Genomic DNA, 16,920 nt, shown 5'->3' with positions numbered 1-16,920 from the left:
AAGAGTTTATGAACTATTACGATAAGTCTGATAAAAACTATCGCAAAAAACGTGGCAGATACTGGATTGCCTTTTTGTTTTTAAAACATACCGGAGCAAGACTAAATGAAGTATTAAGCATAGATGACAATACTGATATAGATTTTAGAAACTCAGGAAGTGGATACTAAAAAAAGAGGTAGTATAAATGAAAAATAAAAAAATTAAACAATCTATCCCAACAAAAGGATACAGATTAATTTTTAACAAAAAAAACAAACAGATTATCGTTTTATATCTGTTTTTTTTACTAATAACTTTTCAAAACGCACGTGCTCTTGGTAATTGGTATGTTTTTGGTGATAGTTTAAGCGACAATGGAAATATACCCAGATTAACCGGTGTTTTTTTACCACCTGTGCCATACTATCAAAACAGATTTTCAAATGGTCCAGTATGGGCAGAAGATTTTCCACGAATTGCACATTTTAAATTTAAACCTTCAAATGATTATGCTGTAGGTGGAGCTTTTACCGGTCCAATAACTGCAAAAGGCTTAAATGGTAAAGCCAATATATATAATAACTTAGAAAATACTAGCTGGAGTTCATTTAAGCCTTTTTTTGTAACACCACAATTACCAAGTTTTTTAACAGAAATTCAAAGTTTTGCTATAAATCAAAAAAAGTTTAAACCAAATGACTTAATTGGCATATGGATTGGCGCAAATAACTTTTTTGTTGCAGCCAAACAATCTATAGCTTTTGAAAAAACAATTTTTACAAACAATCCTTCATATGCTATCAATGCTGGCATAGAACCAAATTTACTTTACCGCATGTATTTTTTATATATGCAAACAAAAGATTTTAATACAGCTATTGGTTTACTTATTTGGAGTACTGCACAAACTGCAGTATCTCAGACTGTTTATGGCGTAAGAGAACTTTTAAAGCTTGGAGCAAAACATATAATCATATTAAATCTTCCACCTATACAGGATACACCTGCTTTAATTCAATCGGGTTTCAAAGCACAAGCTTTAGCTTCAATTTATGTTGAGCTTTACAATATATATTTGCAACAGATGATCGATAGTATTAAAAATCAAACAAAATCAAAAATATTAATACTAAATACTGGTTTAATGTTTGAAAAACTTATAGGCAACCCAAAAGCTTACGGTATAATTAACACTTATTCAGAAGGAATGAAGGCTTGTTTAAATGGTAAACCTTACTATTCACATTACCTTTTCTGGGATGGTGTACATCCCAGCGCTTATACACAAAAAATAATAGCTCAATTTGTATCAAAAATAGTTAAGACCTTTTATCCTTATAAATCTAACTCATAAGTTTAACTAAATTATAAACAGATAAACATATATGTTACAATTGAATACTTCCTTCATATCAAATCAAATTTTTGTTTTAGGATAGTATGATTTTTAAAAACTATAATAAACACAAATAATTGCAGCCTTGATTTGTCCAAATAAAAGCTGCAATTAAGACTTTTTAGAAAATGGTAAGTTTAGAGCTCACAAACGGAATTTGTATTAGAAAAAAGTTCTGTTAAAGGAGTATCATAGTACATAAGCTTAATTATTGTGCTGGACATACTTCTTTTACTATATCGTTTATGAGCTGACCGTTTTGCCAGGTTCTAATTCTTACTTTTTTACAACCTGTGTATGGATTGTAGCCTATAGGATAAGCCTGAACTGTACCTTCTACTCCATTATTGGCAGTTGTTTGGTATTGAACTGGTTGGTTATAGTAGGCAGCTTGGTTGGCAGATTGCGATTGTATTTGAGATAGAGTATAACCAGATACAGCTCCTAAAGCAGCTCCAATAGCTCCACCTTTCCATCTATTGTTTGGACTTAATAATGCTCCAGCAACAGCTCCTAAAATTGCACCTACGCCAGCACCCTGATAACTAGCCTGAGTTGGCGGTTGAGACATTGGTTGACATCCCGTTAGATTTAAAGTGGTAACAACAAGCGTCAGCAGAAGCATAAAAGACACAATCCTAACTTTAAAATTCATTTTAGCCTCCATAATCATTAAAATAAAATTATTTACCTATGTTATTTTCTGGAAAAGTATGATGTATGGCTATTGGAAGGTGTGGATTTAACCCAGAGGGTGGTTGTGGACTTTTGTGGGTTTGGGCAAATAGATGTGTAAATTTTATAACTCTATCTGCATTTTCTCCAGCTACAACCCACACATTGCCATACTTATCTATTACTAAATCACTAGCTATTAAATTGCTGGCAGATTTTCCAAGAGAATAGGTATGTTTTACTTTTCCATTATTAAGTTCTTTTAAAAACCCTCCACCATGAAGCATATTTCCAGAAACCCAAAGATTTGAATTACTATCAATTGCCAATCCAGCTGGTTGTATATTTAGCCGATAAGTCTGAGGCAAGATTTGGCAATTGTAATTAATATGTTTTATAAGCACAACAGGATTGTCAGGGTCGTTAATAAGCTTTCCTTCCACTACCCAGGCAGTGTTATTTTGTGTAGCTATAGGCGACGAAAAGTCTTCTTTTTTAAGAGAACATTTTTTTATGTAGCCGTTTGGGTATAGTATTTCAATTCCCCCATACTCACCAATAATCCATAAATTACCTGCTTTATCCATACTCATGGGGTCTGATGCAGATTCCAGTTGGTAGGTTTTTATTAGTTTGCCATTTTCGCTCAGCTCTAAAATCTGTCTGCTTATCCATGAGCCTACCCATATATTGTTGTGCGGGTCTATAAAAATATGATCTGCATTTGAATGCAACAGGGGCACTTCGTATGTTTCTATTATGCGACCTTCTTGATTGAGTTTAACTATATTACCTTCACTAGTTAAGACAAAAATGTTTCCTTTACTATCGGAAGCTATAGATAATGGGTGGGCATTGATGTTGTAATACGTAACCTTTTCATCCTGATTAATTTTTGCTATGAATTTACCTACATAACTAGAGGTCCATACGTTTCCAAATTTATCTGCAGTTATCCCACTTATAGCACTTCCTACATCTACAACTTTTATATTATTTGGTTTTATAACCTGAAAAGTTTGAGTATTTTCATATGGTTTTGTAGTTAAATTTTGCATTTTGCCATTAGAGTTTATTGCAATTTCAGAGATTGCACTTTCCGAATTACAACTTTGGAATAAAGTTCTGGGCAAAATTATTTTATTGTTTTTTGTAATTATTATCCAATGACTAAAAAAAGCTCCACAATTACCCATTGGGTTAGGGTTGCCAGCTTGACCACCAATTGTTACTTTATAAATATTTTGACCTATTTTGCATGTTAGATTTTTTGTTGCAAGATCAAACGAACTTGCAAGATTTTTATATCCAGCCCTTTGCAGCTTTTTTATAGTGTTGGGTTTATTGATATATGCATTTTGCGTATAAAAGTACAAAGCTTTAATTTTAAGTTCTTTATTGTTGCATTTATAGAAAAGATAATCATCACCAAAGGCTTTTGAAAAGCCTAAAAAAATAAAAATTGCTATGAATAGTATTTTATAATATTTTTTCATACAATTTTCTCCACTATGTCACCTATTAAAGGAAGCTTGTATTTTTCGTGATTATAAGCCTTATACATACAAACAAGCCATACAATAATACTTAAAACATTTAGTAAGTAGCGAATAATGTCTACTAAAATATTTAATACAGGAACGCCAATTAAAGGCATAAGTATTATTTGAGCACTAAAGAAAATAAGAAACGTAATTGTAGACTGCAACGAGTGAAAATGAACAAATTTATTTTCTTTTTCCACTATTAAAAAGAAAATACCACTTATAAAAAACATTATGTATGAGAGGGAAGCTTCCATATTTTCTTCAAGACCAAGAGAGGTTTTATCCATATTAACTCCCAATTTTGTGACCAAACTTTGAGTTTGGTCACAAAGCTCATTAATAATATTATTGCATTATCCAGGTTTGGTACGTACACTGTGGTCCTTGATCGCCATTGTGGACAAGCAATTTTCCTGGATATTCGTTTGGGGCTTTCCATACATTTACATACTCTCCATTTATGCAATAACTTGGAGCGTGGAGCTGACATTGACCTACAAGTTGTGCATCGCTAAAACCTTCTACTGTTACGTTACTAATGTGTTGAAGTGGTACTTCTTGCCCTTGCCATGTGCATGTTGGACCAGGAGCTGGAGCTGATGTTTGCATTATCCAGGTTTGATATGTAGGTTGTGGTCCTTGATCGCCGTTGTGGACAAGCAATTGTCCTGGATACTCATTTGGAGCTTCCCACACATTTATCATTTCGCCGTTTATTGTATAACTTGGTGCATTAAGTTTGCACTGTCCCACAAGTCGTGCATCTCTAAAACCTTCTACTGTAACATTACTGATATGTTGAAGTGGTACCCATCTTCCATGCCAAAAACAGCTTTGAGCCATAGCAAAGTTATAGCTAAAAATTATAATTAAAAAGACAAATAAAAATATAAATTTATGTTTCATAGATCACCTCTTAATAATTCTATTGCTTTATTTTTTTGGTGTTGCATAGATGATTACCTATGCCCCCTCCACCGCCTACGCCACCATTTATTCCCCAAGCACCTGGTATACCGCCATTTGAATCGGCAGGGCCTGTCCAAGGAGCACCTGGATCATCTGCACTTCTAATAGTAGTATGGTTAGTATTAATACCTTGAGTTTGAAAGTTTGAAGCCTGAGTATAATTGAATGTAAAAAATGTAAATAAAGCAATTGTTCCAAACAAAACCAGGCTTGTAAGAATAAGTCTCTTCATTTTTCCTCCTGCATTGGAAAGAAAAAATTAAGTTACTAAAACATACCCAATTTAAAAATCACACCTTACTTTAGACTGCTTGTTAAACAACAAACAGTCTAAAGCCATTTAACCTGCTAATCTTTCACTGAGGCTGTGGACCTGGATGTGGTTTTGGACCTGGATGCGGGTTAGGATTTGGTATTGGTTTTGGCTTTGGCTTGGGTTTAGGAACAGGACCTGGTATAGGGCGGGGGCAAGTTATTTGTGGACATGGTCCTCTTGTTACAATCACCTTACCACAAATAACACATTTGTGTGGTGGTGGTGGAGTAGGTGGTTTCTTTTCTGCAGCAAAAGACTGCCCATAAACAAAACCAAGGACTACTAAAGAAAACAAAACTTTTTTTAACATAAAAACCTCCCATTCTTTTATTTTTAGTTAATATAATTCGTATCACATTTAAGTAAAATTAATGTAAAATTTAATAAGTTTAAAAATTAATTCAAGAAATAAATATAAAATTATCTAATATAGCTCAAGATAAAATATTTACTACGTATACCTGTAACATAAGAGGGCTCATTAGAAATGAACTGGATTTTAGAAGGTGTTTACGTTTCTCTTAAAACTAAACAGCAAAAAACCAATAAAACATAACAAAGATTTCTGCAGATTATATTTGTGGTTTTCTGCAAAAGACAATGAGCTTTTGAATAATGACAATGTGTTTTTAATAGTAATTGAGTTTGAAGACGGCACTAAAATACCTGCAAAAGGAAAAATAATAAATAAAATTGTTTACATAAAGCTTTTTAAATATTACAATTAATTAGTTTTCTTTTGCAAAGTTTTGGGGATAAGATGAAAGGTCTTTTAAAAATTGCACTTAAGCTACTTACAAACGATAAGGGTAAATTTTTTACCCTAATTCTTGGCATTACATTTGCTGTATTTTTAATGAATCAGATGACTTCTATGTTTGCTGGCATTATCAGAAAATCTACATCAAATGTAATTAATATCAATGCAAAGATGTGGGTGATGGATCCTTCGGTAGAAAACGATATGAACTCAATTCCTATGCCAAACTATGTACTTGATTATGTAAGAAGTATAAAAGGCGTTGCTATGGCTGTACCAATTTACTTTGGATCTGGTTTAGCAAAACTTGCCAACGGTAAATATCAATCTGTAAGCATTATAGGTCTGGATGATACAACACTTTTTGGTAGGCCTCCCATAATAAAAGGCAACTTAAACAAAATTTACAATTCTGATGCTTTTATTGGCGTAAAAGATTCTGATTATAAAAAAATAGGCTCACCTGGAATTGGATCGATTTTAAGCATAAATGATCACAGAGCAATAATAGTGGCGCTTGCAAATACAACCAGCGGTGGTCTTTTTGGCATACCCACACTTTATACTACATATACACGAGCTACTCGGGATTTGCCACAAACCAGATACTCTATTTCTTATATCTTGATAAACCCAAAAAGTTCAAAGGATATTCCCTACATTCAAAAGCAAGTTAAAAAATTAGGCTATAAAGCTTTAACCCAAAAACAGTTTCAAAAAACAATAGAAAATTTTTACGAATATAAAACAGGTATGGGTATAAGCATAATGATGATGACGCTTATTAGTTTTATTGTAGGTTTATCGATTGCAGGACAAACGTTTTATGCTTTTGTTCTTGAAAACCTTGAAAAGTTTGGTGCTCTAAAAGCAATAGGAGCAAAAAAGTATGAACTAGTTTCAATAATACTGTTTCAAGTTTCTGTGACAAGCTTTATAGGCTACGGTTTTGGTATTATGATTTCATCTTTAGTTATCGCTATATCTAAGGCAAATATACAAAATTACGCAGCAGTTGTCACATATAAAAACATGCTTGTTGCATTTTTAATGGTATTGGCAATTGCAGGATTCTCAAGTTATATTGGCATAAGAAAAGTTTTAAAGATAGAACCTTTTGATGTTTTTAGAGGTTAATAAAGAGGGAGGGGCATCCCTCTTTATATATTATAAGCCATTATCTTGTAGGTACTTTGAGATTGTATTTTTGGTTGACTGGGGCAGTGGAATATAGCCCAAACTTTCAGCAGCTTTGTCACCATGGGCAAAACCCCATTTGAAAAACTCAGCTGCTTCTTTGTGTGGTAATGTAGGTTTTTTAGGAATAAGCACAAATGTGCCAGATACTATAGGCCATGTGTTTACACCAGGCTGATATGCTAGAGATTGACAAAAACCGTTTTGAGGAGCCCACTGTGCTTTTGCTGCAGCTTCTTTGAAGGCTGCTATACTTGGTATAACCCATTTACCTGCTTTGTTTTGCAATTCTACGCTTGTTAGATGATTTTGTAGCCAGAATGCATACTCAACATAGCCAATCGAGCCTTTTATCTGTTTTACATAGTTTGACACACCCATATTGCCTTTTCCGCCAACGCCTACTGGCCAGTTTACAGATAGGCCGTAATGAACTTTTTCATTCCAAGCTTTGCTAATCTGACTTAGCCAGTAAGTAACATTCCAGTTTGTACCAGAACCATCCGCTCTATGAACTACAGTGATTGGTAGATGGGGAAGTTTAAGCCCTGGATTGTCTTTTTCTATACGAGGATCATTCCAGTATTTAATTTGCCCCATAAATATTTCTGGTATAACAGCGTTGCTTAATTTTAATTCGTTATTTTTAATGCCGGGTATGTTAACCACAATTAGAATACCACCTACCATAGAAGGAAACTGAACTAAATCTTTCTTTTCCAATTCTTCTTTTGATAGACACATATCTGTGCCACCAAAAGCAACCGTGCCCTGGCTAACCTCCTGTATACCTGCACCTGAGCCTACACCTTGATAATTCACTTTGTTGCCAGTTGCCCTCTCGTACTCATAAGCCCATTTTGTATAAACTGGATATGCAAATGTAGAACCGGCTCCGTTAATTGAAAACCCTGCATACGATCGTGTCGGGCTAAAAGCAAGACTGCTTAGCGCAAAAACCCCAAACAACAGTAGCTTTGCTACTTTTTTAAACATTGCTAAAACCTCCTAAAAAATAATTAATGTGAAACAGGTACCCTTACCAGATTATCTAGTTTTTTGTCCTCGTTAGAAATATCCTCAAGTGTTTTACCGCTTGGTTCTTTTAGACAAATGGCTGTTACAAACAGACCTGCCAGAGAAAATAGAAATGTAATCTTCAAAGTATTTGATAAACCAAGCGTATGGTACAAAATAGGAAACAAAAACGCACCTAAAAAAGCCCCTACTTTAGCAGCTCCAGCAGAAAAACCATGTCCTGTGGTGCGTAAATTTACAGGAAAAACTTCAGCAGATAAGATAAAGGTTGTTGTATTTGGCCCAAATTCTGCGAAAAAGTAAGACAATCCATACAACACAATAAAAACAGAAAACATGTGCACTACATCAGGCAATATTCCTATAAGCAAAAACATTAGTCCCATCATAAAAAAACCGATCATTTGAAGTTTTTTATGTCCTATTTTGTCTACACTTGCTGCTGCAAGAAAATACCCTGGAACAGCAGCTACTGCAAATAACAAAAGACTAAGTGCAGTGCTGGTTATAATATCAGCATGCGGTGCTATATCTTTCATAATAAGCGGTGTTGAAATAGTATTGCCATAATAAGCATAATCAAACAAAAACCAGCTTCCTGCCGTTCCAATTAGAGTTACAATATATTTCCATAAAGATTGTTTTACTATAGGATCGTTAGTTTTTTCTAAAGTTATTGTTCCTAAAGAAAATGAGGTGAGCTCTTTAGCAGCTTTTTCTTTCAAACCCTTAACGCGCGATAACCACCTTGGTGATTCTGGTAATTTTCTTCTTAAATATATTACGCTTGCAGCAGGCAATGCTCCAAGACCAAGCATGAGTCTCCAGGCAAGGTCGTGGTTAACACCAGCAGCAAGGAGCGTTAGTGCTACCATAGGACCAGCGATAAGCCCCAGCGCCTGCGCACTAAATACAAGCGATACCATTCGACCCCTTGATTTTGCGTTTGCATATTCACTCATTATGACAGCAGATAAAGGGTAATCTCCACCTATACCAAGACCCAATATAACCCTTGCAACTAAAAGCCATGCTACATTTGGAGAAAATGCTGATAAAATAGCTCCAATAACCATTAAAGTAGCTTCAAGACCATAAATCGATTTTCTGCCTAAAATATCTGCAAGTTTGCCAAAAACAAATGCCCCAACAAAAGTGGCAATAAGAGAAATTGAACCAATCAAGCCTATTTGCGTGCCAGACAAATTCCACTCTGACTTAATTAAAGTCAAAGCTGTTCCAATAATAAACAAATCGTAAGCAGAAGTAAAAAACCCCATGGCAGAAGCAAACATTGCTTTAATGTGGAAAATACTAAATTCGGATCTGTTTAAAGCATCTGCTACAGTGTTTTGAGTTACATCGCTTTCCATACATTCACCCCCTAAAATTTTATTCTGGTACATATTACAAGATGATGTGTTAAAAATTCATCAAGGTATTGTAAAATAAAGGTTATAAATATTAAAAAATCTATTATATTATGTAATTAATTTGAAAATTAAACCACAATGTTAAAATGTCAAAAAACAAAAATTTTTATATAACTTTAGCTAAATAACATCTTTTTTCAAAATAAAAGACGGTAAACACAATATATATTCTCTTATAATTAAATAGCATTATTAGACTGTAGAAGATAAAGATGGGCAACTTAGTGAAATTTGCATAGTCTGGAGAATTTTATGAATTTACACAACATTCTTGACAATGCATTAGATTTAGTTAAAATTATAGCGTTGTCCATAATTAACGGATTTTATCAGTATTATTTGTATTTAAAAATTAATAATAAACTGTGACTACTACAGAGTTATTTGTTTTATAAACCAATGGACAAACAAGAGCTTAAAGAACTAGAGGAGCTAAATGGACAAAGAATCAGACTATAAACTCATTCAAAAAATGCTGGATGGCATACAAATACCTGCATTGCTTGTAGATAAAAACCACAAAATACTTTTGCAAAATAAATCAGCTTTTGAGTTATTCAATTCAAAAGTAGGCGGATTGTGCTGGCTTGAGCTCTGGAAAGGCAAAACATTAAGCCAAGAGCAAAAGCAGTTATTTAAGCAAGGCAAAATCCTGCCTTCTATGAAGTGCTATTTTTGTGTTTCAGACATAGCGTTAAATAAAAAAGAGCATTTAACAGAAGAATTATACCTGTTAGGCAGATACTGGCAATCTCACTGGGTAGCTATAGACGAAAATATTTACCTACATTACTTTATTGACATTACACAACTTAAAGAAAATGAAAAGAAAATAAAACAGCAGGAGCGGTTTCTAAGAGAAATTACAGATTTGGTGCCAGACATGATATGGCTCAAAGACACCAATAAAAAATACCTATTTGCAAACAAGGCAATTTGCGATCATCTTCTTTTTGCAAAAGACACAAATGAGCCAATTGGAAAAACTGATTTGTACTTTGCCCAAAGAATAAAAGCTCAGAAATCAGATGATCCAAATTATCACACATTTGTAGAGCTCTGCATGGATTCAGATAATATAGTTTTGTCTACAAAAAAACCTGGCAGATTTGATGAATCAGGTAATGTCGCAGGAAAATATCTTCACTTAGATGTTATAAAAGTACCATACAAAAATGAATCCGGAGAAATTATTGGTGTACTTGGGGTAGCTAGAGTTGTAACTGAGCAGAAAATCATCGAAAAACAGCTTGTAGACACTCAAAAACAATTAGAACAATCATTGAAATACCACAAGGCTCTTTTTGAAAACAATGCAGCAGGTATACTTATTGTAGATAAAAATAGAATCATAGTTGACGCAAACCCAAGCATTTCTAAAACGCTTTTGTATGAAAGGGCTGAACTGGTTGGTAGAAGTGCAAGCATAATACACAAAGACCAAGAATCATTTGAATTATTTGAAAGACATTTTAGAAAGCTTTTTGAAAAGCCAAATGAAAATATAACCATAGAATATAATTTCAAACGCAAAGACAGCTCAATTGTGTGGGCAGAAGTCACTGGATCTTTAATTGAGCTTCCAAGCGGTCCAGGTATTATATGGAGTGCAATTGATACAACAGAATTATACAAAACAAGACAGCAGCTAAAATTTCAAGCTTTCCACGATACGCTTACCGGTCTTGCAAACAGGCGCTATTTGGAGCTTGAGCTTCCAAAAGCCATCGAGCGTGCAAACAGAAACAACAATATATTAGCTGCCTGCATGATAGACTTAGACGACTTTAAATCCATAAACGATACTTTCTCCCATGAAGCAGGAGATATTGTTTTAAAAAACATAGCAAAAAGACTTACTCAAACTCTTAGAAAAAGCGACTTCGTTGTGCGCTTGGGCGGAGATGAGTTTGTAATTTTGCTTGAATCAATAAAAAACACAAGTCATCTGAAAAAAATATTTGCCAAAATAAAAAAAGCAGTATGTGATCCAATAGAAATAAAGCCAAATACTTTTGTTAAAGTAGGTTTAAGCATGGGAGTATATTTATATTCCAAAAAAAGCCCCACTTTACCAGATAACATAATGCGCTATATAGATATAGCTATGTATGAAAGCAAAAAGCAAAAAACCAAAAGAGAAGATTTTTGGGTTATTTATAATAATAATTCCTGAGTAAACTTATTTTTATAATTTTCTAAAAAATTTGGCAGCTTTTTAAAAAATAACCTTTACAGGCATATAATTGATCATTAAATTTTTAGGAATAACACTAATTGGTTTTAATTCAACTACTACCGATAAATCCTCTTTTGTAAACGGGGATACTAAAATTGGTGGGGTTTTTTGAGTTTGTAGTTTTAAACCAATAACTTCAGCTTGTATTGATTTTCCGTTTGGAAATATTACTTTGGTTTTTTTACCAAGAAAGACATGTTTTATTTTATTTGGACCCAAAAAAGCTTCTATAATAAGATCATTATTATTTTGCAATACCATTAAATCTTCGTTTTTACTGACCACTTCTCCTTCTTTGACAAGATTTAAAGCAATTGTTGCATTTTCTGGTGACCTTATAGTTAAAGTCTTCAATATGGATTCCAATTCGTTTAATCTCATATTATCGGCAATAGGTATACTAATATTTTTACTACTCTCTAAGCTTGACTTTGCTTGAAGATAAGAAATTTCAGCGGAATTAAGCTGAGAAAGTGCATTGGTTACTTCATCTGTTGTCGCTGCACCTTGCTGTTTTAAATCTACTATTTTTTGATAAGTTTTTAATCGGTTTTCATACATTTTTTTAGCAATTTCTACTAATTTAGTGTTATTTTTATAACTATCCGTTAATTGAATTTGTTTCAAATTCTTTAATAATTCTTTATATTGGTTTTCTATTAAGGTGTTTTCTATCTTTGCTATAATTTCATTTTTATAAATTTTATCCCCTTGTTTTTTTATATATACTACTTTTCCATCATAAGGAGCTTTGATTGTTATTTGGTTAATAATTAAGTATCCAGGTGCATTAATAAACAATAGATTGTAAGTAATTTTATAAATCAAATATACACCAAAAACTAAAAATGGCAGTAAAAATAATATAAGCACAACCCTAAAACGCCATTTTGAAATTGGTCTTTTTGGAGGCGCATAATTAACTTTTAAACCGCTAACTTCATTTGGAGATGAAGGGGGGCTGTTAAATTTAATTTTCATTTTTTAAATTCCAAAAATCTTCAAGTGATTGTATTGTTATACCTAAAAAATTATCTATTGTAGAAAAATACTTATACAAATCTTCCCATTTTAATAGTGAGTTATTTGCACCAAACTGCGCAAAGGTATTGTATTGTGGCAAAACAGATGTTGGCTCGCAAGATAATGCAATGCTAAAATACAAGTTAGGGTTTTGCTTTATAATATTATCTGAAATTTCTATAATTCTTTTAGTATTTGTAGTGTATATCATAAGAATAACTTCGTTTAAACCAGCTTTTTTAAGTTCATTTAATAAAATCTTGTTTTCAGCTTCCATATAATTCATAGATAATCCAATAGGCAAAGAAGTATTTTTTTTAACTTCCGATATTATTTTAACTATACCATTTTCCCAAAGATGCCTATCTTTAAGAGGAAGCTGACTTTTTTCTATATCAAGCTGTATACCATCAAAAGGAAATCTTTGAAGATTTTTAATTATATTTATTAGATTAGTTCTATATTTGCTTAATACCCAATAAGGATCACCTAATAGCAATTCTACTTTTATATCTCTTTGTTTTGCTTGTTTTATAAATTTTATTAATACATCTGCATCTTTTTGATTAGACCTTACAAGCTGTATTTCTTGGCTATTTAAAGACAAAAAAATTCTTTTTGTTGATTTAGGAATTTTATCCCAAAAATTTTCACCTAATTTTTTATACCAAGATAAACCATTCCATAAATACCAACTCAAATATGCACCATTTTGATAATTTATTTTAGGTACATTAAAAACACTTTTTATATTCGAAATTATACCTTCATTTTTGTCATTAATTGCATCTTTTTTGTACATAATATCATCATAGCCAATTAACCCAAGTAAGTCTGCCTGCGCTTTAAAATACTCAAGTAAAGCTTCAAGATAATCATTTGCAGTTTGATATAAATAGTATTTAGACTTTACTACATTATAAAAGTAATCTCCAGGATTGATTGGCTTTCTTAGTTTTGCAGTATTATAACTTACAAGAGCAGCATTAAATCTTTCTTCAGCTAACTCTAAATTTTCTTTTCTTGAGTAAAGCTGCAAATAATAACTACCACATGCGTTTTTAAAAGCTTTCTTTTGGTTTTCTAACTCTAATTCGGCTTTTTGCATTTCCAAAAATGCCTTGGAATATGTAGCGTCATACCATTTTTTCTCAAGCAGGGGCATACCTATGTTTAAAGTAGCTGATACATTCCACCCCATACCTCCCTGAAAACTATTTTGAACACCCGTTGAAACACTTAAGCTACCAGATGAAAATATTGAGCCGGTTTCACTCAATGCTTTTTTATAACCTTCTAATTTTTCTGTGTATAGCTTTATTTGAGGATTTTTATACATAGATTCTATTAAAACTTGTTTTGTTATAAAATCTGTATTCAAATAAGGATAGGCCAACTCTATATTATTTAATGTTTTTCCGGTTAGCAATTGTAGAGTATTTAATGCATCATGAGATTGTTTCAAATAAACAAACTCATTGCGTTTTACTGCGCCAAATTCTGTATTTAATTCTAACCTATCTGAATCCAATATTAACCCAGCTTTTTGTCTTTTCAATAAAATATCTTTTACTAAGCTTTCGTCATGTAAAAAACCTTTAGCTAAATCTATCTGGATGGATCTTACATAATACTCTGAATAAGCATAAATTAAGGATTTAATTGCTTGCCATTTTTGTAGTTCTATGTTTGTAGAGTTTTGGTTTAATATAGATTTACTTACAATTAAGTCTCGCTTTAGGTTTTGATGGCTGCCAAACAACGGTATGCTCAAACCAATATTTGCAGAAATATTATTGTATCTTTGTTGTTGCGGAGTTAGTGTTTCGCTATAATTATTTGTTAAGCCGTTTTGGTTTGTAGTAGAAACATTGTAAGTAGAAGTTTGGACAGGATTTGAATAGTTTGTATAGGTTACACTGCTAAATAGTGTTGGAGAAAGAGCAGATTCATTTATATCAACCTGTGATTTTGCAATATTATATTCTTTTTGCGCTATTTCAATATTGGGATCTTTTTGTATTAATTGTTGCAATTGTTCCAAAGTGATTGTTTTTGCTTTGCAATCATACGGAATTAAAAATAAAACTAAACAAATAAAAATTGACACTTTCATTTTATTTAGACTCATATCAAAATTTACCCTTTTTTAAAACCCACCAAGGCGCCATACTCGAATCCAAATGCGACTTGTTTATTACAGAGTGCGTGATTGCCAATGCAGCATTGATTCTGGAAAAAAATGCAAAAAAAGGAAATACAGGTATATATAAAAAGTAAATAATGTCTTCGTTTAATCTATCGGATATCAAAAGCCAGTATAATAAAAAATATGTAAACAAAACAAATACATAAAATAAGTAAACCATAAAATATAAAGCTAAAACATATGCGCTTGGTAGGGTGTAAAACAAATAGATGGTATAAAAAGTTATAACAAATGGTAAAATAATTTGCATAAAATAGGTTATAATTATTGTTGATATATAATTAGCCCAATTTAACAATCTTGGTCTTATATTATCCAAATATTTACGACCTATGAGATAAAATAAATCTCCTTCCCAACGAAGCCTTTGTTTAAAATAACCCAAAAATGTTTCTGGCACATCTGTATGCCCTATTACATAAGGGTCAAAAACAATTTTCCAGTTTTTATTTCTTCCAAAGTATTGCTTGATTCTTGTTGTAATATCAAGATCTTCTGCTGTACCAGTATCCCACCCACCTATTAAGTCCAAAATTTTCTTTCTAAAAACCCCAAAAGCCCCAGATATATTATTTACAATACCAAAAGCAGACAAACCTGTTTTGCCAGCAGATATACTCAAAATATATTCTAAGGCTTGAAGCCTCGTAGCTAATGATTTGCTAGCATTTCTTACGCGCAAATTGCCAGCAACTGCAATTATATTGTCATTGTTAAATTGTTTAACAGCATTTACTACCATGTTATTATCAAAAGAAGTATCTCCATCTAAAGCCATAAAGATCTCCCCACAAGCTATTTTTAGTGCTGTATTTAAAGAAGAAACCCTACCACCTCGCTGCCATTTAGGTATTATAAGTAATTTTCTATTAGTAGTGTTTTCGACAAATTCTTTACAACTTTGTACGGCTAGCAAAGTATCTTTATTTTGTAGCGCGCCATCGACAATAGCTATGATTTCAATTAAACCAGGATATGTTTGAAAAGTTAAAGATTTGATTGTATTTATAACGCTTTTTCCTTCAGAATAACAAGTAATGCAACAACTAACATTTGGTAGTTGAGTTAATAAATCACTTTGTGCTAATTGTTGTTTTGCAAATCTAAATATGCCTACCATTGTTATTAGTTGCAAAGGGCCCTCAAAAAATACTATAAAAGGCGTAAACATAAGTATGAATACCAAAAGTGAATTATGAGATGCTATTATGTTAGAAAAAGCTAAATAAATTGAATCAATCATTTTTTGAATCCAATTTATTCATTAAAAATTCAGCATTAATTTCTGAGTCTATTTCAGAAGAGTATTGTATATTGATGTAAACTTTAATTTTTACACCGTTTTCTGGTTGTATACTGTTGACTAGTTCATTAATTCTATTACAAATACCTTTTTTTTTCGTAGCAGGTAAAAAAATCCATAATTTGTATTCGTCGTCTCTGCACACAATATCTGTATTGCGTAGCATCTCGCTTATGCGTTGCGCTAATGCTCTATAAATTTCTATAGATTGACTGATTCCATAGAATTGAATTATTTCTTCGATATTCTGAAACTTAATTAGCGCCAAAGCAAATGAAAAATTACTATCTCTTTTGTAAAGTTTTATAAACCAATCTAATAAGAGTTGAAAATATTCTAAAGAAACATATTTTAAGCTTTCATTTAACACTGAAAATATAATTTTCTTTTGCTCAAGTAAAAGCCATTCTCTACCATACAAAGTCATTTCAATGCTGTAAAATTCTTGTATATTTAACTTATCCGGACTGCCTTCTTCTCCACACGCAATACAGCGGTATATTGTTTCAGGTTCTTCAAACACATAACCACAATTGTTGCAAATATATTGTGCAGTAGGCAAATCATAATCTACTCCAATATGTTTTAGATGAGTATTACACTTTGGGCATATTAAATCATAACCTTTGCTAAATTCTTCCTGCCTGCCAACATATCCACATGCAAAACAATGAAGAAAGCGTGAGCGTTTTATGTCTATATTTTTACAATTTGGGCAAACATCAACAAAATATATGTGAGCACTGGAACAATTATTACAAAGTCTAACCCTATCAATAAGTTTTTTATAAGCAAGAAGATTTTTTCTAATCAATTCTTGGTACCAATCTAAA

At 32.3% G+C, this 16,920-nt stretch carries 16 protein-coding genes; 4 read left to right on the top strand and 12 right to left on the bottom strand.

What is annotated here, in order from left to right; all coding sequences use genetic code 11:
- Positions 1-187 precede the first annotated feature (187 nt).
- A complete protein-coding gene (locus tag ACP5FO_RS07035) occupies positions 188-1,336 on the top strand; it encodes an SGNH/GDSL hydrolase family protein (protein WP_428157252.1) in 1,149 nt (382 codons plus the stop codon).
- A gap of 250 nt (positions 1,337-1,586) precedes the next feature.
- On the opposite strand, the gene ACP5FO_RS07030 is transcribed toward ACP5FO_RS07035, so the two are convergent.
- From ACP5FO_RS07030 to ACP5FO_RS07005, 6 genes are all read right to left on the bottom strand, one after another.
- Positions 1,587-2,033 carry a YMGG-like glycine zipper-containing protein gene (locus ACP5FO_RS07030; RefSeq protein ID WP_025391165.1) on the bottom strand — a complete coding sequence of 149 codons (447 nt, stop codon included), beginning with the start codon at positions 2,031-2,033 and terminating at the stop codon, positions 1,587-1,589.
- Between the two features lie 28 nt (positions 2,034-2,061).
- Positions 2,062-3,549, bottom strand: coding sequence for a hypothetical protein (locus ACP5FO_RS07025; protein ID WP_428157251.1), 1,488 nt, complete (start codon positions 3,547-3,549; stop codon positions 2,062-2,064).
- A complete protein-coding gene (locus tag ACP5FO_RS07020) occupies positions 3,546-3,887 on the bottom strand; it encodes a DUF4870 domain-containing protein (RefSeq protein ID WP_025391167.1) in 342 nt (113 codons plus the stop codon). The genes ACP5FO_RS07025 and ACP5FO_RS07020 overlap by 4 nt, the downstream gene beginning before the upstream one ends.
- A 58-nt stretch (positions 3,888-3,945) precedes the next feature.
- Positions 3,946-4,506 carry a hypothetical protein gene (locus tag ACP5FO_RS07015; protein WP_428157250.1) on the bottom strand — a complete coding sequence of 187 codons (561 nt, stop codon included), beginning with the start codon at positions 4,504-4,506 and terminating at the stop codon, positions 3,946-3,948.
- Between the two features lie 19 nt (positions 4,507-4,525).
- Entirely contained in the window at positions 4,526-4,801 is a 276-nt protein-coding gene (locus tag ACP5FO_RS07010) for a hypothetical protein (protein ID WP_025391169.1), read from the bottom strand.
- 124 nt (positions 4,802-4,925) lie between these two features.
- Positions 4,926-5,195, bottom strand: coding sequence for a hypothetical protein (locus ACP5FO_RS07005; RefSeq protein ID WP_428157249.1), 270 nt, complete (start codon positions 5,193-5,195; stop codon positions 4,926-4,928).
- Between the two features lie 196 nt (positions 5,196-5,391).
- On the opposite strand from ACP5FO_RS07005, the gene ACP5FO_RS07000 reads away from it, so the two are divergent.
- Together ACP5FO_RS07000 and ACP5FO_RS06995 are read left to right on the top strand one after the other, a co-directional pair.
- The gene (locus tag ACP5FO_RS07000; protein ID WP_428157248.1) at positions 5,392-5,613 is read left to right on the top strand and encodes a hypothetical protein; all 222 of its coding nucleotides are present in this window, start codon (positions 5,392-5,394) and stop codon (positions 5,611-5,613) included.
- A gap of 32 nt (positions 5,614-5,645) precedes the next feature.
- Positions 5,646-6,782 carry an ABC transporter permease gene (locus ACP5FO_RS06995; protein WP_428157247.1) on the top strand — a complete coding sequence of 379 codons (1,137 nt, stop codon included), beginning with the start codon at positions 5,646-5,648 and terminating at the stop codon, positions 6,780-6,782.
- Positions 6,783-6,812: 30 nt separating this feature from the next.
- On the opposite strand, the gene pstS is transcribed toward ACP5FO_RS06995, so the two are convergent.
- Both pstS and ACP5FO_RS06985 read right to left on the bottom strand, forming a co-directional pair.
- A complete protein-coding gene (pstS, locus tag ACP5FO_RS06990) occupies positions 6,813-7,838 on the bottom strand; it encodes a phosphate ABC transporter substrate-binding protein PstS (protein ID WP_428157246.1) in 1,026 nt (341 codons plus the stop codon).
- 23 nt (positions 7,839-7,861) lie between these two features.
- A complete protein-coding gene (locus ACP5FO_RS06985; protein ID WP_428110327.1) occupies positions 7,862-9,253 on the bottom strand; it encodes an MFS transporter in 1,392 nt (463 codons plus the stop codon).
- Positions 9,254-9,749: 496 nt separating this feature from the next.
- Between ACP5FO_RS06985 and ACP5FO_RS06980 the strand changes: the two genes are divergently transcribed.
- A complete protein-coding gene (locus tag ACP5FO_RS06980) occupies positions 9,750-11,489 on the top strand; it encodes a sensor domain-containing diguanylate cyclase (RefSeq protein ID WP_428157245.1) in 1,740 nt (579 codons plus the stop codon).
- Between the two features lie 42 nt (positions 11,490-11,531).
- Here ACP5FO_RS06980 and ACP5FO_RS06975 read toward each other — a convergent pair whose 3' ends face one another.
- The 4 genes from ACP5FO_RS06975 to ACP5FO_RS06960 form a co-directional block, all read right to left on the bottom strand.
- Positions 11,532-12,533: an HlyD family secretion protein gene (locus ACP5FO_RS06975; protein ID WP_428157244.1), complete on the bottom strand. Its 1,002-nt coding sequence runs from the start codon at positions 12,531-12,533 to the stop codon at positions 11,532-11,534.
- Positions 12,523-14,691, bottom strand: coding sequence for a TolC family protein (locus ACP5FO_RS06970; protein WP_428157243.1), 2,169 nt, complete (start codon positions 14,689-14,691; stop codon positions 12,523-12,525). The genes ACP5FO_RS06975 and ACP5FO_RS06970 overlap by 11 nt, the downstream gene beginning before the upstream one ends.
- A 16-nt stretch (positions 14,692-14,707) precedes the next feature.
- The gene (locus ACP5FO_RS06965; protein ID WP_428110341.1) at positions 14,708-16,027 is read right to left on the bottom strand and encodes a glycosyltransferase family 2 protein; all 1,320 of its coding nucleotides are present in this window, start codon (positions 16,025-16,027) and stop codon (positions 14,708-14,710) included.
- The coding region (locus ACP5FO_RS06960) for a diguanylate cyclase domain-containing protein (RefSeq protein WP_428110344.1) at positions 16,020-16,920 on the bottom strand (901 nt) is incomplete at its 5' end. The genes ACP5FO_RS06960 and ACP5FO_RS06965, both read right to left, overlap by 8 nt.

Origin of the sequence: Desulfurella sp. (assembly GCF_049977265.1) — a bacterium.
GTDB lineage: Bacteria > Campylobacterota_A > Desulfurellia > Desulfurellales > Desulfurellaceae > Desulfurella.
This window is presented reverse-complemented; position numbering and strand designations above follow the sequence as displayed.